Origin of the sequence: Wenjunlia vitaminophila DSM 41686, from assembly GCF_000380165.1 — a bacterium.
GTDB classification, from domain to species: domain Bacteria; phylum Actinomycetota; class Actinomycetes; order Streptomycetales; family Streptomycetaceae; genus Wenjunlia; species Wenjunlia vitaminophila.
In genome coordinates this window covers 40,199-60,066 of record NZ_KB904634.1, presented here as the reverse complement: position 1 = coordinate 60,066, position 19,868 = coordinate 40,199, and the positions used below count along the sequence as shown (strand labels likewise).

The following is a 19,868-nucleotide window of genomic DNA, read 5'->3' as shown; positions in this document are numbered from 1 at the left end:
ACCGGGCGCACGGGCGCGTCGGGACCGAGGTGCGCGGAGGGTATCCAGTGCCGGTCCCGGCGGAACGGGTACCCGGGCAGCGACACCCGGCGCGGGGCGTGCCCGGCCCGGGCCGGGGACCAGTCGACGTCCACGCCCGCCGCCCACAGCGCGCCCAGCGCCAGGGCCAGCACCTCGGCGTCGTCGCCCGGCTCCGACGGGTGCCGGACCGTGCGCACCGCCCGGTGGGTGTCCCGCCACGCCTCGCTCCGGCGCGCCAGCGTGGTCAGGGCCCGGCCGGGCCCGACCTCCACCAGCACCCGGCGGTCCTCGGCCAGCAGCGCGGCGGCGTTGTCGGCGAACCGCACGGTCGCCCGCACCTGACGCGCCCAGCGCCCGTGGTCCACGGCCTCCTGCGCGGTCATCCAGGTGCCGGTGACGTTGGACAGCAGCGGCACCCGGGGCGGGCCCAGGGGGATGCCCCGGATCTCCTCGGCGAACCGGTCGGCGGCGTCCTGCACGGCGCCGGTGTGGAACGCGTGCGCGGTGCGCAGCGTCCGTACCCCCACCCCACGGGCGGTGAGCCGGTCCGCCAGCCGCCGCACCGCGTCCACCGGGCCGGCGACGACGCAGCCCCCGGGCTCGTTCACCGCCGAGAGCTCCACCCCTGACCCGGCGAGTTCCTCGACGAGCCGTTCCCCGGGGAGCTGCACCGACAGCATCGCTCCGGGCGGCGCCTGCGCCATCAGCCGTCCCCTGGCGGCCACCATCCGCACCGCGTCGGGCAGTTCGACGACCCCGGCGAGGCACGCCGCGGCGCACTCCCCGACGCTGTGCCCGGCGAGGGCGTCCGGCCGCACCCCCCGCTCGCCCAGCCACCCGGCGAGCGCGTACTCGACGCTGAACAACGCGGCCTGGGCCACGTCCGTGCGGTGCAGCGCCTCGTCGTCGCCGTCCAACAGCACGGCCAGCAGGTCCTGGCCCAGCTCCGTGGAGAACGCCTCGGCGCACTCCGTCAGGTGCTGCCGGAACCCCGCGTCGGAGCGGTACAGGCCCGCGGTCATGCCCGGGTACTGGGTTCCCTGGCCGGGCAGCAGGAACGCCACCGACGGGGCACCGTCCGGGGCCGTGCCGGTGTGGGCGCACGGGTGCCCGGGCGAGGCCAGGGCCCGCACGGCCTGGTCGTGGGTCCGGGCGACCACCGCGCGGCGGTGCGGGTGGGCCCGCCGGCCGTCGGCGAGGGTCGCCGCCACATCCACGAGGCGCTGCCCGGGCGCCGCCTGGAGGTGTGCGGCCAGACGTTGGGCGGTCCGGTCCAACTCCTCGGGGCCGCGCGCGCTGAGCAGCAGCACCTGCGGTTCCGGGGCCTGGCGCGCAACGGCGTCGGCGTCGGCCTCCACCCCGGTCGGCGGGGCCTCCTGGAGCACGAGGTGCACGTTGGTGCCGCCGGCCCCCAGCGAGCTGACCCCGGCCAGGAGCGGCCCCTCGGACGTCCACGGCTCGAGCCGGTCCTGCACCCGGAACGGCACCTCCCCCAGGCGCAGCTCGGGGTTGGGCGCGGTGTAGTGCACGGTGGGCGGCAGGGTCCGGTGCTCGAGGGCGAGGACCGTCTTGATCAGGCCCGGCATCCCCGAGGCGTACTCCAGGTGCCCCACGTTGGGTTTGACCGAGCCGATGGGGCAGGGACGGGTGCGCCCGGCGAAGGCACGGGCGAGCGCCGCGACCTCCACCGGGTCGCCGAGCGCGGTCCCCGTCCCGTGCGTCTCCACGTAGCCGATGTCGTCCGGCTCCACCCCGGCGATCGCCAGGGCGTCGGCGACCGCCTGCGCCTGCCCCTCGACGCTGGGGGCGCTGAACGCCATCTTCAGGGCCCCGTCGTTGTTGACCGCCGACCCCCTGATCACGGCGCGGATCCGATCGCCCGCGGCGAGGGCGTCGGCGAGCGGCCTGAGCACCACCACCCCGCCTCCGCTGCCGAAGACCGTGCCGGAGGCGGCGGCGTCGAACGCCCGGCACCGGCCGTCCCTGGAGACGATCGCCCCCGGCTCGTACAGGTAGCCCATCCGGTGCGGCACCTTGACGGTCATGCCGCCGGCCAGCGCCATGTCGCACTCGCCGCCCAGCAGGCTCTGGCAGGCCAGGTGCACCGCCACCAGCGCGCTGGAGCAGGCGGTCTGCACGGTCAGGCTCGGCCCGCGCAGGTCGAGGGCGTGCGAGACCCGGGTGGCGATGAACGCGCTGTCGCTGCCCGACATCAGGGAGAGCTGCTCGGTGTTCATCCCCGCGCCGAGCAGTTCCCGCGGGTCGTGGTGGGACAGGACGTGGTAGGCGAAGTAGGCGTTGCCGGAGCCGGTGCCGTACACGCCGATGTCGCCGTCGTACCGCTGCGGGTCCACCGCGGCGTCCTCCAGGGCGTGCCAGCAGGCCTGGAGGAACAGCCGGTGCTGGGGGTCCAGGACCCGTGCGGCCTGGGCGGAGAAACCGAAGAAGTCCGCGTCGAACTCGTCGAACCCCTCCAGCGGCGCCGCCCGTTTGACGTAGTCGGGGTGCTTCAGCACGTCCGCGGGAACCCCCTGGTCCAGGAGCTCCTCGTCGCTGAGGTCAACGATGGACTCCCGCCCCGCGCAGAGGTTCTCCCAGAACTCCTCCGGTGAGTCCGCCCCCGGGAGGCGGCAGGCCATGCCGATGACGGCGATGGCGTCCTCCGGCACCTCGTCGGGGTCCGTGGCCGGTCGGTGGCTCGACATCAGCCCCTCCTCCTGTCCTGCCGACGGCCCCGCCTGGCCGCCCGGGCCAGCGCCCGCTGCCTGACCTCGTCCTCGCCGTCGGGGTCCGTGGCCGGTCCGCCGTCAGCCGCCGGGCGGCCCGGCGACAACCGGCCCACCACGTCCCGCGCCAGCCGGTCCGTGCTGGAGCCCTGGAGCAGCGAGGCCACCGGCAGGTCCACCCCGAAGTCACGGCGGACCGCGTTCTTGATCCGCACCGCCATCAGCGAGTCGAGGCCGATCCGCACCAGGGGCCTGGTGGTGTCCAGTTCCCCGCTGGGGAAGCCCAGGGCGGCGGCGACGACCCGGGCCAGCCGCCCCCGCACCGCGTCCAGCAGGTCCTGGCCGTCCAGGCCGGTCAGCGCGTCGGGCCCGGACCAGTCGCCGGCGGTCCGCTCCTCCGCGCCGCCGCCGGCGAGCAGCGGGGCGAAGAACGACGAACCGGTCAGCTCCGGGTAGCTCTCCGCGAGCAGCCGTGGGTGGATGCGGGTGACCCCGGCCTGGACGCGCCCGTGGGCGAGCAGCCCCTTGAGGGCCTCGACGCCCTCCTGGGGACGGAGCATCCCGAAGGCCGCCAGCTTCAGGTCGCGGGCGGCGCCGACCTCGGACCAGCCACCCCAGTTGACGCTGAGCGCGGGCAGGTCCCGGGCCCGGCGCCAGTGCGCGAGGCCGTCGAGCCAGGCGCTGGCCGCCGCGTAGTTCCCCTGCCCCCCGCCGCCGAGCAGTGAGGCGATGGAGGAGTAACCGACCCACCAGTCCAGGTCCGCCCCGGCGGTCGCCTCGTGCAGCCGCCACGCCCCCACGGCCTTGGGGCGCCACACCCGCTCCAGGCGCTCCGCGTCCATGCCGGCCACCACGCCGTCGTCGAGCGCGGCGGCGGAGTGCACGACCCCGCGGAGCACCGCGCCGGCCCCCCGGACCGCGTCCACCATGCGCCGCGCGGTGTCCGCCTCGGCGACGTCCCCACGGACGACCGTCACCCGGGCCCCGGCGGCCTGCATCCGGGCGATGGCCTCCTCGGCCTCGGCGCTGGGCGCGGAGCGCGCGTTGAGGACGAGACACCCCGCGCCGCGCTCGGCCAGCCAGCCCGCGGTGAACAGGCCGAGGCCGGTGAGGCCGCCACTGACCAGGTAGCCACCGCCCTCGCGGACCACCGGCACCGCAGGCTCGGCGGCCGGCAGGGTGGTGGGGGTCAGCCGTGCGACGAGCCGCTGCCCGCCGCGCCAGGCCACCTCGTCGTCCTCCGCGCCGGACACCGCCTCGCGGGCGAGGTCCTCGAGCCCCCCGGTGCCCGGGTCGAGGTCGATCAGTGTGGGCCGCAGCTCGGGGTGCTCGAACCGCAGGGTCCTGGCCAGTCCGCGCAGCGCCGTCTGGGCCAGGTCCCCCGGCTCGCCGGCGGTGGCGTGCAGCCCGCCCTTGGTGACCATCCACAGCCGGGGCGAGGGGAGGTTCCTCGCACCGTACTCGGCGAGCGCCGTCACCGCGTTGGCCGCTGCCAGGACCCGCGCGGCGCCCTCGGCGAGCACCTCGTCCCCGGACCCGACCCCGGGGGCGTCGGCGGCGAACAGCACGTCGGTCACCGGGAGTTCCGGCCGGTGGTCGGCGAGGGCCGCGGACACCGCCGCCGGGTCGCGCCAGTCGGCGAAGGCAAGGGTGTGGCCGGCCGCGGCGAGCGGCGCCGTCGCCGCCTCGGGCTCGTCCCGCCCGTTCCCGTCCCACAGCACCACCCAGTGCCGCGGCCGTCCGGGCGGTTCCTCCCCGGGCAGCGGCGCCGGCTCGAAGGACCGCTCGTAGAGCTTGTCGTGGAGCGAGATGGGCAGCGCCGACTCGTCGATCTCCTTGAAGTAGACGTCCCGGGCCTCGGCGACCAGTTCGCCACGGGCGTCCAGGAGCCGCAACCGGGCCAGGTAGCCGGTGTCCTCCGCGGCCACCCCGACCTCGGCGTGGGCGTAGGTCACCGCGGCGACGTCACCGTGGACCCGGATGCTGCCGATCCCGGCCGGCAGGTGGTTGCGGCCGGGCACCTCGGGCACCCCGGCCACGGCGGCGTGCAGACAGGCGTCGAGGAAGGCCGGGTGCACCCGGAAGTGGGGGTTGCGGGTGGCGGCCTTGGGCCAGGTCACCCGGCACAGGGTGGAGGCGAGCAGCCCCCGGAGGCCCTCCCCCGCGGAGCGCCGCAGCTCGGTCAGGCCCGCGAACGCGGGGCCGTGGAACTGCCCGAAGCGGCGCATCCGCGCGTACACCGCGGACGGGTCGCCGAACTCCGGGTGCGCCGCCATCAGGTCGGACAGCGCAGGCCCGGCCTCCCGGTCGGCGGGACCGGCCGAGCCGGGCGCCCCCGCCGTCCCGCCGCCGAGGTGGCGCACCCGCGCCGTGGCGTGCACGACCCGTTCCCCGGACGCCGACGCGGTGGCGATCTCCACCAGCCCGCTCCCGTCGTCCTGCCGGGTGAGCCAGGTGGTGACCTCCACCGGCTGGTTGAGGACCAGGAGCTGCTGGTAGTCCACGTCCTGGAGCTCGACCGCGTCGGCGGTGGCGCCGAACGCCACGCAACCGGCGGACAGCGCCATCTCGCAGTAGCCGGTGCCCGGCATCACCACGATGTCCCGCGAGGAGTGGTCGGCGAGCCACGGCAACCGGTCCAGGTCGATCCTGGACTGCCACACGTGCTGCGCCGGCGTGCCGGGCAGCCGCAGGTGGGCACCGAGCAGCGGGTGCTCGTCCGCCCGGGTGTCGGGGCCGCCCCGCCCCTCCTCCCGCAGCCAGTACCGCCGGTGCTGCCAGGCGGTGGTCGGCAGGTCGAGCAGCCGTCCCTCGGGAAGGGCCAGGGCCGGGTCCACCGCCACCCCGTGGCAGTGCAGCAGCCCCAGGTGGGTGAGGAAGGTGGTCACCTCCGGCTGGTCGCGACGGAGGGTGGGGACCACCGCGCCGTCGTCGATCCCCAGGTCCTCCAGGGTCTCGGTGATCGAGTGGGAGACCACGGGGTGCGGGGACACCTCGACGAACACCCGGAAGCCGTCGCTCGCCGCGGCGGCCACGGTCTGGGTGAACCGCACCGGGTTGCGGGCGTTGACGGCCCAGTAGTCGGCGTCGCAGGCCGGCGGGGTGCGGGGGTCGGGGTGCGCGGTGGAGTAGAACCTCACCGCGGGGGAGGTCGGCGTCAGACCGGACAGCCCCCGGCGCAGCTCGGGGAGCAACGCGTCGACCTGCGGGCTGTGCCCGGCGCCGTCCGCGCCCTTGATCCTCCGGGCCATCAGGCCCCGTCCGGTCAGCTCGGTCACCAGCCGCTCGACGGCGTCGACGGGCCCGGACACCACCGTGGACCGCGGCGAGGCGCTGACCGCGACACCCACGCCCTCGTGCCCGTCCAACCAGCGTTCGACCTCGTCGCTCGGCAGCTCGACCAGCGCCATGGTGCCCCTGCCCACGAGGCCGCGGCGCAGCAGCGCGCTGCGCTGGCACACCACCCGGGCACCGTCCTCGGGGGACAGCGCACCGCTGACCACGGCCGCCGCGGCCTCGCCCAGCGAGTGCCCGAGCACAGCCGCGGGTTCCGCGCCGTGCGCGCGCCACACCTCGGCGAGTCCCACCTGCAGGGCGTGGATGGCGATCTGCGCGGCGACCGTGTCGCCGTACTCGCCGGAAACCAGGGTGCGGCGCAGAGAGATCCCGGCCTCGGCGGCGACCACCGGCTCGAGCCGGTCCACCACCCGGGCGAACACCGGCTCGCGTTCCAGCAGTTCGCGGCCCATGCCGGCCCACTGCGAGCCGTGGCCGGAGAACACCCACACCGCGCCGGCCGCGGCGCCGGGCAGCACCGTGCCGGTGACCAGGTTCCCGGTCGACTCGTCGGCGAGCAGCGCCTTCAGCCCCAGTTCGAGTTCACCGGCCGAGTCGGCGACGATCGCCGCCCGGGTGGCGAGGTGGCTGCGCCCGCGGCCCAGGGTGTGCGCGACGTCCCGCAGCGGGACGTGGCCGTGGTCGCCGAGCCAGGACGCCAGCCGCTCGGCGTTGGCCCGCAGCCCGCGGGGCGACGCCCCGGAGAGCCCCACCAGCACCGGACCGGCCACCGGCTCCCGGTCCGGCTCGGCGGCCGGCGGCCCCTGCTCGAGCACCACGTGCGCGTTGGTGCCGCCCATGCCGAACGAGGAGACCGCGGCCAGCCGGGGCCCGGAGCCGGTCACCGGCCACGGGGTCAGCGCCGTGGGGACGAACAACCGGGTCCCTTCCAGGTCCAGGTCCGGGTTGAGCCGGCGGAAGTGCACATTGGGCGGGACCTGGCCGTGGCGCAGGCAGAGCACCGCCTTGAGCAGGCCCAGCACCCCCGCGGCCTCCTCGCAGTGACCCATGTTGGTCTTGGCCGCGCCGAGGGCGCACCGGCCCTGCCCCCCGTGCCCGTAGACGTCGCTGAGCGCCCGCACCTCGATCGGGTCGCCGATGGGGGTGCCGGTGCCGTGGGTCTCCACGAGGCCGATGTCCCCGGCCCGCACCCCGGCCCTGGCCACCGCCTGGGCCAGCACCGCCCGCTGCGCCTCCGCCGAGGGCGAGGTCAGCCCGTTGGAGAGGCCGTCCTGGTTGATCGCGGTGCCCCGGATGACGGCGTGCACGGTGTCCCCGTCCCGCAGCGCGTCGGAGAGCCGTTTGAGCACCACCACCCCGCACCCCTCGGCGCGGACGAACCCCGCGGCGTCGGCGTCGAAGGTCTTGCACCGGCCGTCCGGGTCGGTGATGCCGGCCTTGTACAGCGCGATGGTGGTCAGCGGGGAGCTGATCACGTGCACCCCGCCGGCGAGGGCCAGGTCGCTGTCCCCGGCCCGCAGCCCCTGGCAGGCCAGGTGCACCGCCACCAGCGACGAGGAACACGCGGTGTCCACCGCCACCGAGGGGCCCCGGAGGTCCAGCAGGTACGACAGCCGGCCCACCGCGGTGCTGTGCGCACCGCCGGTGACGGTGTGCACGTCCTCCACGCCCTCGGGGTCCCGGAGCCGTTCGATGAGGTAACCCGGTGAGGCGATGCCCACGTAGACGCCGGTGCGGGAGCCCCCGAGGCCCTTCGGTGCGGTTCCCGAGTGCTCCAGCGCCTCCCACGCCACCTCGAGGAGCAGCCGCTGCTGGGGGTCCATGGCCAGCGCCTCGCGGGGCGCGATGCCGAAGAACTCGGCGTCGAAGCCCGCCGCGTCGTCCAGGAACCCGCCCCACACGTGCGGCATCCGGCCCGGCATGTCCGGGTCGGGGGAGTAGTAGGCGTCGATGTCCCAGCGGCCCTGCGGCACCTGGGTCACCGCGTCCCGGCCCTCGGCCAGCAGCTCCCACAGCCGGTCGGGTGTGTCGGCGCCGCCGGGGTAGCGGCAGCCCAGGCCCACCACGGCGATGGGCTCGTCGGTGCCGGGCCGGTCCGCCGCGGGCAGGTCGGCGGCCAGTTCGCGGGCCAGGGCCGCGCGTGCCTGCGGCGAGAGCCTGCCGATGAGGTTGGAGAGGTCGGTCACGGTGTCTGCTCCTCGTTCGCCTTCGCCGGGTGGCCGTCCGTTCCCTGCTCCGGCCCCATGGCCGCCAGGATCTGCGCCAGCACGTCGGTGTCCTCGGCGGACAGCGCCGCCGGTGGTTCCTCGGCGGCGGGCACCGGCCGGGTGGCCGCGGTGTCCCCGCCGGCCCCGGACCCCGGGGCAGGAGGAGGGGGAGGGGCCAGCCCGAGGCGCCCGGCCAGGTCCTCCACGAGTGAGGCCAGGTCCCGGTGGGACCAGACCAGCGCCGCGGACAGCTTCAGCCCGGTGCCGCCCTCCAACCGGTTGCGCAGCTCCAGTGCCATCAGCGAGTCCATGCCGAAGCTGGCGATCGGCGCCCGCAGGTCCACCGTCCCCTGGTCACGCCGGAGCACCCCGCGCACCTGTTCGCTGACGAACGCCTCCAGCAGCCGCCGGGCCTCCGGCTCCTCCCCGACCCCGGCGATCCGGGCGAGCAGCGGCGCCGACTGCCCGGTGTCGGCCGTCCGTTCGTCCGCCCCGGCGTACACCGACGAGGCGGCCACCGCGGGGTGTCCCCGGAACCACTCGTCGGGGTGGAACGACGCGAACGTGGTCTGCGCGCGGCGGTGGGAGACCAACGCGGACAGGGCCGCCGTCCCGTCCTGCGGCTCGATGAGCCGGTAGCCGCGCGCGTCCAGGTCCTGGGCGAGCCCGATGCCGGACCACGGTCCCCAGTCCACCGAGAGCGCCGGCAGCCCCCGCGCGCGGCGCCAGTGCGCCAGGCCGTCCAGCCAGGCGCTGGCCGCCGCGTACCCGGCCTGTCCCGCGCTGCCCAGCACCCCGGAGGTGGAGGAGAACCCCACCCACCAGTCCAGGTCCAGGTCCTCGGTGGCCCGGTGCAGCCGCCAGGCGCCGACGACCTTGGGACGCCACACCCGTTCGAGGCGCTCCGCGTCCAGGTCGGCCACCAGGCAGTCGTCGAGCACCACCGCGGAGTGCACCACCCCGCGCAGGGGCGCGCCGGACTCCCGCACCGCCGCGACCATCCGCTCCGCGGTGCCCTCGGCCGCGATGTCGCCGAGGACCACGCTGACCCGCGCCCCCGCGGCCCGCATCCGCTCGATCGCCTCCAGGGCCTGCCCTGACGGCTCGGAACGGCCGTTGAGGACCACGGCACCGGCCCCCTCGTCCACCAGGTGACCGGCGGTGAACAGGCCGAGGCCGGAGAGCCCCCCGGTGACGAGGTAGCCCCCGCCCTCGCGGACCAGGGGCACGGTGCCCGGCTCCTGGACCACCTCGGTCGTGCCCGAGGCCGGCACGGTGATCACCAACTTGCCGGTGTGCTCGGCGTTGGCCATGGTGCGGAACGCGTCCGCGGCCCGCTCCAGCGGCCACTCGGTGTGCGGCAGCGGTTCGAGCCGCCCCGCCGCGAACTCCGCGAACACCTCGTCGAGCACCCGGCGCATCACCGCCGGCCGGGTCCGTGCCAGCAGGTCGGCGTCGACCGCGGCGAAGGTGATCCCGCGGGAGAAGGGAAGCATGCCCAGCCGTGCGTCCTGGTGGATGTCCCGCTTGCCGATCTCGACGAACCTGCCGTGCTCGGCGAGCACCTCGACCCCGCGGTGCAGGGCCGGCCCGGTCAGGGAGTTGAGCACGACGTCCACGCCCCGGCCCCCGGTGGCCGCCAGGACGTCGTCCGCCCACGCCAGGGTGCGCGAGTCCGAGACGTGGCGCACGCCCATCCGGCGCAGCAGGTCCCGTTTGGCGGGGGTGCCCGCGGTGGCGTGCACCTCGGCCCCGGCCGCCCGCGCGATGGCGATCGCGGCCATGCCGACCCCGCCGGTGCCGGAGTGGACCAGGACGTGTTCGCCGGCGGCGACGCGGGCCACGTGGTGCAGCCCGTACCAGGCGGTGACGAAGACCGACGGGACGGTGGCCGCCCCGGCCGCGGTCATGCCCTCCGGCAGCGGGGTGACCAGGTCCGCACGGGTGGTCAGGAAGGTGCCGAAACACCCCCAGCCGGACGCCGCCACCCGGTCGCCGACGCGCAGCCCCGTGACGCCCTCCCCGACCGCGCTGATCTCTCCCGCGCACTCCGTGCCCAGCAGCATCGGCCGGTCGTCGCCCTCCGCGACCTGGTACACGCCCATCGCCTTCAGCGTGTCGCTGAAGTTCAGGCCGGCGGCGGCCACCCGGACCTCCACCTCGCCCGGCCCCGGCGGCCGGCGGTCGAAGGCGGTCAGCTCCAGGGCGTCGAGCCGTCCGGCGGTGCGGCTGGTCAACCGGAACCCGTCCGCGCCGTACCGGGCCGTGCGGCGCGCCGCGGGCCGTGCCCGGTCCGACAGTGGCGCCGGTGTGAACCGGGTCAGGTAACGCTGCCCGTCCCGCAGGGCGATGTCGTCCTGCGCCGGGTCGGCCAGCAGCTCCGCCAGCACCGACGACGCGCCGGTGCCGCCCTCCGCCCCGGGGCCGAGGTCCAGCAGGGTGGCCCGCAGCGCCGGGTGCTCGTAGCCGAGGGTCCTGACCATCCCCCGCAGGGCGCTCTGCGCCGGGCTCACCGGGTCTCCCGCGCCCACCGGGTGCGCTCCGTGGGTGACCACCCACAGCCGCGGTGCCGGGTGCTCAGCCGACCCTTCCGCCGTCTGGCCCAGCACCCCGACCAGTTCGGTGAGCCGGGCCACCCGCAGCCGCGCCTGGTCCAGGGCGGTCTCCGGGGCACCGGTCAGGAGCCGCTCGTCGTCCTCGGCGGGAGGCATGACCACCACCACCCCGCGCAGCGGCTCCCCCGACGACACCGCCGCGGTGATCGCGCCGGCGAGCGCGGCGGGGCCGGCCGCGGAGTCCAGCAGGGGGCAGGGCCTGCCGGCCGAGGTCAGCCCCTCCCGCAGCCGCTCGGCGAGCGGGGCGCCCCCGGGTTCGGTGAGCAGCAGCCAGGAGCCGCCCGGCGGCTCGGTGTCGGCGGCGACCGGGGGGACCGCCTCCCAGGAGAGCTCGAACACCCGGTCGTCCAGCGGGTGTCCGCCGGACTCCCGGGGCACCCGGACCACCTCCACGTTTCTGGCCTCGACCACCACCCGGCCCCCGTCGTCCAGCAGGGTGACGTCGCCGAGCAGGCCACCGTCGGGGCCGTGCGGCGCCAGGCGGCTGTGCACCACGCCGCCCGTCTCCGGGGCCGCCCACCTGCGCAGCGACCCCACCCGCACCGGGAGCAGGGCGTCGCCCCCCGCGGGGCGGGACGCGTCCGCCGCGGGCACCGCCGCGAGGAGCTGCATGCACAGGTCGAGCAGCACCGGGTGCAGCGATGCCTGCGGCAACCCCACCCTGGCCTGCTCGGGAACCGTGACGCGCCCCACGGCGCTGCGTCCCTCGGGATCGACCAGCGCGGACTCCACCCCCTGGAAGGCGGGGCCGTGCTGCTGCCCGGCCGCGCGCATCCACGCGTACAGCCGTTCGGCCGGAACCTCGGTGTGGTGCGGGGCCCCGGGACCTGCGGGGTCCTGGGCGGGCGGTCGCGGCCCGGTGGCGGGGCGGACCCCGGCCACGGCGTGCGTGGTCCAGGCGCCCTCCCCGTCCCGGGTGCGGACCTCCACCCGGCCGCACCCGGCGCCGGTCTCGGTGAGCTCCGTGGTCACCACGGTGGGCCCGTCGAGCACCAACAGCGACCGGTACTCCACGTCGTGCAGCTCCAGCGCGTCCGGTTCCGCGGCCAGCGCCTGGCACCCGGCGGCGAGCGCCGCCTCGCAGTAGGCGGTGCCGGGGACCACCACGCTCCCGGCCACCCGGTGGTCCTCGAGCCACGGCAGCCGCCGCGGGGACAGCTCGGTCTGCCACACGTGCCGCACCGGGGAACCGGGGACCAGCACACGGGTGCCGAGCAGCGGGTGGGCCGCCGGGTCCTGGGCCCCGCCGCCGTCGGTGTCGAACCAGAACCGCTCGTGCTGCCAGGCGTTGGTCGGCAGGTCGGTCAGCGTGCCGTGCGGGTGCAGCCGCGCGAGGTCCACCGGCGCCCCGTGGCAGTGCAGTTGGCCCAGGTTGACCAGGAGCGTGCGACCGGCCGGCTCGCCGCGCCGCAGCGTCCCGGTCACCAGGACGTCGTCCACGCCCTCCGCGGCCAGCGTCTCGCTGACGGAGTGGGTGACCACCGGGTGGGGGGAGACCTCGACGAAGACCCGGAAGCCGTCGGCCGCGGCGGCGGCCACGGTCTGGGTGAACCGCACCGGGTTGCGCATGTTGGCCGCCCAGTAGTCGGCGTCGCACACCGGCGTGGTGTGCGGGTCGGGGTGCGCGGTCGAGTAGAACGTCACCCGCGGCTCGCGGGGGGCGAGGTCCGCGAGCAGCGCCCGCAGCTCGGGCAGGAGCGGCTCCACCTGCGGCGTGTGCGCCGGGACGCTCACCCCGGGGACCAGCTTGGCGAGCAGTCCCTCGCCCTGCCACGCCTCCACCAACCGGCGGACCTCGGCGGCGCCCCCGCCGACCACGGTGGACCGGGGCGAGGCGCTGACCGCGACGGACACCCCGTCGTGACCCGCGAGGCGCCGGTGAACCTCGGCGGTGGGCAGTTCGACCAGCGCCATCAGGCCGCTCCCGCGGAACCGCTCCTGGTAGAGCCGGGAACGCCGGCAGATCGCCCGGGCGCCGTCCTCGAGCTCGAGGGCGCCGCTGACCACGGCCGCCGCCACCTCGCCCATGGAGTGCCCGAGCACCGCCGCGGGCTCCGCGCCGTGCGCGCGCCACACCTCGGCGAGTCCCACCTGCATGGCGAACACCGCGGGCTGGAGGTGACCGAGCGGCGCGTCAGTCAGGTCCCGGTCGCACAGCAGCTCGACGAGCGACAGCCCGGACTCGGCCGCGACCACAGGCTCGAGACGGTGCACCACCTCGGCGAACGCCGGCTCGGTGGCGAGCAGTTCACGGCCCATGCCGGTCCACTGCGAGCCCTGCCCCGAGAACACCCACACCGCGCCCTCGCCGGCCGACGGCAGGGTGGCCGCGGTGACCGCGCCCGGTGTGGTCTCGCCGGCGGCCAGCGACTTCAGCTCCTGGCCGAGTCCGGCGAGGGAGTCGGCGACGACCGCGGCGCGGTGCGGCAGGTGGGTGCGGCGGCGCCCCAGGGTGTGCGCGACGTCCACGGGGGACGCCTCCGCGTTCCGGCCCAGCCAGTCGGCGAGGCGCTCGGCGTTCGCCCGCAGCCCCGCGGGGGTGGCCCCGGAGAGCTGGAACAGCAGCGGCCCGCCGTGGCGGTGTGCCGGCGCCTCCCCGGAGGAGGCGGCCTGCTCCAGGACCACGTGGGCGTTGGTGCCGCTGATCCCGAAGGCGCTCACCCCGGCGCGGGCCGGCCGCCCGGTGTCCGGCCACGGCTGGCCCTGCGCCGGGATCTCGATCCTGGCTGCCCGCTCGCTGATCCGGTGGGTCCGCTCGGTCAGGTGCAGGTGCGGCGGGATGTGCCGGTGGTGCAGCGCGAGCACGGACTTGATCAGCCCGGCGACCCCGGCGGTGGCCTCCGTGTGCCCCAGGTTGGTCTTGGCCGAGCCGACGAGCAGCGGCCGGTCCGGGTCCCGGTCGGAGACGAACACCGAGGCCAGCGCCTCGAGTTCGATGGGGTCGCCCAGCGGTGTCCCCGTGCCGTGCCCCTCCACGTAGTCGATGTCCCGCGGGCCGAGACCCGACCGGTCCAGCGCGGTGCGGATCACGTCCTCGTGGGCGAGGCCGTTGGGCACGGTGGGCCCGCTGCTCGCCCCGTCCTGGTTGACTGCGGTGCCCCGCACCACGGCCAGCACCCGGTCCCCGTCCCGCTCGGCGTCGGCGAGCCGCTTGAGGACGACGACCCCGCAGCCCTCGCCCCGCCCCAGTCCGTCGGCGGAGGCGTCGTACGCCTTGCAGCGCCCGTCCGGGGCCAGGGTCCCGAACCTGGACAGGGAGATGCTGGACTCCGGCATCAGCATCAGGTTCGTCCCGGCGGCGAACGCCAGGTCGGCGTCGCCGGTCCGCAGGCTCTGACACGCCAGGTGCACCGCGGTGAGCGACGAGGAGCAGGCGGTGTCCACGGCCACCGCGGGCCCGTGCAGGCCGAGGTGGTAGGCGATGCGTCCCGCGGCGGCGTTGTGCACCCCACCGGTGACGGTGTACGCGTCCACGTCCTGCGGCCCGAGTGCCTGGAAGTGCCGCACCGCGTACTCGTGCAGCGTGATCCCCACGAAGACGCCCCCGCGGGTCCCGTGCAGCCGGTCGGCGGGGAGCCCGGCGTGCTCCAGCGCCTCCCAGACCACCTCCATCAGCAGCCGCTGCTGGGGGTCCATCGCCACGGCCTCGCGTGGCGAGATGCCGAAGAACGACGCGTCGAACGACGCCGGGTCCCAGTGCGTGAGGAAGCCGCCGGAGCCGGACCTGATGGTGCCGGGGACGGTGAAGTCGTCGCAGAGGAACCGGGCCGCGTCCCAGCGCGACGCCGGCACCTCCACCACGCCGTCCCGGCCCTCGGCGAGCAGCCGCCAGTAGTCCTGGGGACCGTCGACCTCGCCGGGCAGCCGGCAGCCCAGCCCGATGACGGCCACCGGCTCGGTGAGTCGGCCCTCGGCCGCCAGCGCACGCCGCTCGAGGCGCTCAATGGTGTCCAGCGCCTGCTGGATGACGGCGCGCCGGTTCTCGCCCTGACTGTTCGTGCCGGTCACAGGGAGTCCAGCCTTTCGGTGAGGCGGCGGAGGAGTTCGTCCTCCGACGGGTCGTCGGCCGACGCGGAGCCGCCCGACGGGGCGTCGGTCGGTGTGGAGCCGGCCGCGGGGGTGCCGGCGGAGGTGGAAGGGGCGGTGCCTGGTTGGGCGTCAGGCGGTCCACTGGACGCCGCGGGCGCGTCGTCCCCGCCGTCGAGCGCGCCCAGGAGGTACTCGGTCAGGGCGTCCACCGTGGGGTAGTTGAAGACCGCGGCCGGCGGCAGGTCGCAGTCGAGCTCCCGGGAGAGCTGCGCCTGGGTGCGGCTGGCCATGACCGAGTCCATTCCGATCTGGAAGAACCGCTGGTCCACGCCGAGCCGCTGCGGCGAGTCGAACCCCATCAGGGTCGCCACGGTGGACCGAACCAGGGCCTGGAGCAGCCTCCTGCGCGCGGCCCCGGTGGCGGCCCGCACGCGTTGCGCCTGCCCGCCCGCCGCGGCGCCCCCGCCCCTGGCGCCGGCCGGCGCCACCTCGTCGATCAGGTGCAGGGCGATCCGGGAACGGTAGGCGTCGGCCAGCGTCGGCCAGTCCACCGCGGCCACCACGCAGTGCGTCTGGTCACCGAACAGCAGGGAGTCCAGGGCGCGCACCGCCGTGGCGTCAGGCATCGGCCGCAGCCCCGAGTCGGACATCAGGTCCCGGTAGTGGACCTGGTCGAACGCCTCCCCCCAGATCCCCCAGTCGATGACCAGGGCGGGCAGCCCCAGGGTGCGCCGGTGCCTGGCCAGGGAGTCGAGGAAGTAGTTGGCCGCTGCGTAGTGGGTCAGCCCGCGCGCGCCGAGCAGCGCCGCGGTCGAGGAGAACAGCACGAACTGCCGGACGTCGTGGCCGGCGCTCAGCCGGTGCAGCAGCACGCTGCCGTCCACCTTCGGGCGCAGCATCAGGTCGATGTCCGCGTCCGTGAGGTCGGCCAGCTCCGTGTAACCGCCGGCGAGGGAGGCGTTGTAGACGCCGTGCAGCGGCGGCAGGTCAGCCCCGAAACGGGCGAACAACGCCGTCATCGCGGCCTCGTCGGCCACGTCCGCCCGCACCTCGGTGACCGCGGTGCCCTCGGCCCGGAGCCGCCGCGCCACCTCGGCGGACGGGCCGGTCAGTCCCCTGCGGCCCAGCAGCACCAGGTGTCGGGCGCCCAGCGCGACCAGCCGGGAGATCAGCACCGGCCCGATCGAGCCGGTGGCGCCGATCACCAGGTGGCAGCCCTCGGGGTCGAGCCGCCCGCCGGTCGGGCCCAGCGCGCCCCGCACCAGCCGGGTGACGTGCCGCCGGCCGTCCCGGAAGGCCACCTGGTCCTCCCCGTCGGACCCGAGCACCTCGTCCACCAGCAGTCGTGCCGCGTCCCGCGGGCCGGTGTCGTCGAGGTCGACCAGCCCGCCCCAGACCTCGGTCAGCTCCACCGCGAGCCCCCGGCCCAGGCCCCACAGGGCCGCCTGCGCCGGGGCCACCCGTGGCTCCCCGCCGACGGACTGGGCGAACCGGGTGACCAGGCGCATCCGTGGCCGGTCCGGACCGCGGTCGGCCAGGACCCGGGCCAGGCGCATCGGGTCCACCGTCAACCGGCGGGCCCACCGCGGCGACTCGGGTTCCTCCGCCGGGGTGTCGAGCGCCGCGCAGTACAGCACGTGGTCCAGCTCGGGGACGTCGGCGAGCCGCCGCGCCAACGCCCCGGGGGGCAGGTCGGCGAGTTCGCCGGCGGTCACCAGGCTGACCGTGCCGCCGCGGGCCTCCACCTCCGCCCGGACCTGCTCGCCCACCCCCGAGGCGTCGGCCACCACCAGCCACCGGCCGGCCTCCCCGCCGGTCCCGGCCGGCAGTGCCCGGGGCACCCAGACGGTGTGGTACACCCAGTCGGCGGGCACCCCGTCGTCCGCGGACACCTCCGCCTGCGCGCACCGCCACCACCCGCCGTCGCCGGTGGACAGGTGAAGCTCCCAGCGGGCGCGGTCGGTGTCGCCGTGCCGCAGGGTGCTCTGGAACCGGACGGCGCCGGTGGGGCCGGCCGGCGGCTGGTGCACCTCAAGGCCGGTGACCCCCGGGGCGGCGAACCCGGCGGCCCGCGCGGCGGCCACCGCCATCGCCAGACAGTGCCCCTGGTCGGTGGCGGAGGAGGCGTCCACCGAGCCCTGCCAGACCTGGGCGTCCTCGAGTCCCGCGAGTTCCACCCGCGTCCCCAGCACCGGGTCCGCGTCGGCGTCCCGGCGGGTGACGCCGCCGACCGCCCCGACCACCACTCCGGCTCGCCAGTGCCGTCGCCGCTGGAAGGCCGTGGTGGGCAGGTCCACCAGACGCCCCCCGGGCCGCACCCGGGACCAGTCGATCCGCACCCCGTGGCAGTGCAGCGCACCGAGGTTCTCCAGCAGCACGTCCCGTTCCGGTTCGTCCCGCCGGAGCGTGCCCCGCACCACCGCGTCCCCGGCGCCCGCGTCGTCCAGGGTCTGCCGCAGCGCGTGGCGGACCACCGGGTGCGGCGCGACCTCGACGAACAGCCGGTGGCCGTCGTCCGCCGCCCGGGCCACGGCCGCGTCGAGCCCCACCGGGTCGCGCAGGTTGGCCACCCAGTGCTCGGCGTCGAGCACCCCCTCACACCGGGCTGACGCCGCGTCACGCGCGGCGCGGGTGCCGCTGTAGAAGGGGACGTCGGGCCGACCCGGTGCCAGGTCCCGCACGGCGGAGCGCAGCGGCTCGCACAGCGGGTCCATCGCCGCGCTGTGGAACGCCACGTCGGACGCGACCCTGCGCACCGGGAGCCCGTCGGTCGCCGCCCGGTCCACCAGCGCCTCCACCGCGTCGGGCGGCCCGGAGACCACCGTGGACCGGGGAGCGGACCGGATGGCGACGGACAGCCCGGGGTGTTCCCCGAGCAGCCGCTCCACCTCGTCGGCGGGCAGTTCCACCGAGGCCATCGCCCCCGCTCCGGCCACGGCCCGCAGCAGGTGGGACCGACGGCAGACCAGTCGTGCGCCGTCCGCGGGGGACAGCGCCCCGGCCGCCACCGCCGCGGCGATCTCGCCCATGGAGTGCCCGACCACCGCGGCCGGACGGACCCCGTAGTGGCGCCAGACCGCGACCAGGCCCACCTGCACCGCGTAGATCAGCGGCTGCACCTGGTCGGCCGGGGCCGTCCGCAGGTCCTCGGCGAGCGCGGTCCGCAGCGAGACCCCGGTCTCCTCCTTGTACACCGGGTCGAGGTCGTCCACGACCCGGGTGAACGCCGGCTCCGAGTCCAGCAGGTCACGGCCCATCCCGGTCCACTGCGAGCCGTGTCCGGAGAACACCCACACCACGCCCCGCCCGGCGGCCCGGGCCACCGAGCCCGTGCTGGTGCCCGCGGCGACCTCGCCGGCGGACAACCGTCGCAGCCTGTCCACCAGTTCCGCGCGGTTCCGGGCGACGACGGCGAGCCTCGACGCCCGGTGCGAGCGGCGCAGTGCCAGGGTGTGCCCCACGTCGGGCAGGGCCGCGTCGGCGCCGGGTCCGGCCAGCCAGTCGCCGAGCCGCCGCGCGTTGTCCCGCAGGGCGGCGTCGGTGGCGCCCGACAGCGGGAACAGCAGGGCGCCCTCGTCCGGGGGCGCGGAGCTCGCCCCGGCCGGTGCCGGGGCCTGCTCCAGCACCACGTGGGCGTTGGTGCCGCCCATGCCGAAGGCGGACACCGCGGCGAGGCGGGTGGGGCCCTCCACCGGCCAGTCGGTGTGTTCCGTGGGGACGAAGAACCGGGTGCCGTCCAACGTGATGTTCGGGTTCAACCCGGTGAAGTGCAGGTTCTTGGGGATGGTGCCCCGGTCCAGGCAGAGTGCCGCCTTCAGCAGACCGACGACGCCGGACACCGCCTCGGCGTGCCCCAGGTTGGTCTTCGCCGCGCCCAGCGCGCACCGGCCCCGCCCCCCGGCGCCGTAGACCTCGGCGAGCGCCTCCACCTCGATGGGGTCCCCGAGCGCCGTGCCCGTGCCGTGCGTCTCGACCAAGCCGACCTGCGCCGGATCGATCCCCGCGCGGGCGACCGCGTCCCGCAGCAGTTCGCGCTGGGCGGTCCCGGACGGGGCGGTCAGGCCGTTGGACCGCCCGTCCTGGTTGACCGCGCTGCCGCGCACCACCGCCAGCACCCGGTCGCCGTCCCGAAGGGCGTCGGCGAGGCGTTTGAGCAGGACGAGCCCGCACCCCTCGGCGCGCACGATGCCGTCGGCGCCCTGGTCGAAGGTGCGGCACCGGCCGGAGGGCGCGAGCAGCCCGTACGCCTCGAGCGACATGCTGACCCCGAGGTCGAGGATCACGTTGACCCCGCCGGCCAGCGCCAGGTCGCTCTCGCGCATCCGCAGGCTCTGGCACGCCTGGTGGACGGCGGAGAGCGACGACGAGCAGGCGGTGTCCATGGCGACGCAGGGCCCGTGCAGGTCGAGCGTGTAGGACAGGCGCCCGGCCAGGACGCTGTGCAGCCCACCGGTGAGGGTGTACGCGTCCAGCGTCCCGCGGTCGGCCAGACCGCGTTGCAGGTACTCGTTGTAGTACGCCCCCACGAACACCCCGGTGCGCGTACCGGCCAGGTGTTCGGGGACCACACCCGCGTGTTCCAGGGTCTCCCAGGCGACCTCGAGCAGCAGCCGCTGCTGGGGGTCCATGGCCTCGGCCTCCTTCGGCGAGATGCCGAAGAACTCCGGGTCGAAGCCGGAGACGTCCTCGAGGTAGCCGCCCCGGTGCAGTCGCCGGCGCACCTCGAGGTCGAGATCGTCCATGTGGCCGGTCGCGTCCCACCGGTCGGCGGGCACCTCCCCGACGACGTCGCGGCCCTCGGCGAGGAGCTGCCACAGCCCGTCCGGCGAGCTCACCCCGCCGGGCAGGCGACAGCCCATGCCGACGATCGCGACGGGTTCGGCGGCCACGGTCCGTGCCGCTGATCCGAGGCGCTCCTGGAGGACCGCCCGCTGCCCTGCTGTCAGATCGGCGAGTCGCTGGCTGATGCTCAC

4 protein-coding genes (1 of these 4 cut by a window edge) are annotated in these 19,868 nt (G+C 76.2%); all 4 read right to left on the bottom strand.

Going from position 1 to position 19,868, the window contains the following annotated elements:
* Tightly spaced (each overlapping or abutting the next), the 4 genes in view from A3IG_RS27985 to A3IG_RS0100155 form a layout consistent with a single transcriptional unit that may run on beyond the window.
* Window positions 1–2,726, bottom strand: the 5' portion of a protein-coding gene (locus A3IG_RS27985) for a type I polyketide synthase (RefSeq protein WP_018381507.1). Its footprint begins 1,861 nt before the window's first position; only the first 2,726 of its 4,587 coding nucleotides appear in the window; it begins with the start codon at window positions 2,724–2,726; its stop codon lies beyond the left edge, outside the window.
* Window positions 2,726–8,230 carry a type I polyketide synthase gene (locus A3IG_RS0100165; protein ID WP_018381506.1) on the bottom strand — a complete coding sequence of 1,835 codons (5,505 nt, stop codon included), beginning with the start codon at window positions 8,228–8,230 and terminating at the stop codon, window positions 2,726–2,728. The genes A3IG_RS27985 and A3IG_RS0100165 overlap by 1 nt, the downstream gene beginning before the upstream one ends.
* A complete protein-coding gene (locus tag A3IG_RS35600; protein ID WP_018381505.1) occupies window positions 8,227–14,874 on the bottom strand; it encodes a type I polyketide synthase in 6,648 nt (2,215 codons plus the stop codon). Before A3IG_RS35600 ends, A3IG_RS0100165 begins: the two co-directional genes overlap by 4 nt.
* A complete protein-coding gene (locus tag A3IG_RS0100155; protein ID WP_026219734.1) occupies window positions 14,871–19,868 on the bottom strand; it encodes a type I polyketide synthase in 4,998 nt (1,665 codons plus the stop codon). The genes A3IG_RS35600 and A3IG_RS0100155 overlap by 4 nt, the downstream gene beginning before the upstream one ends.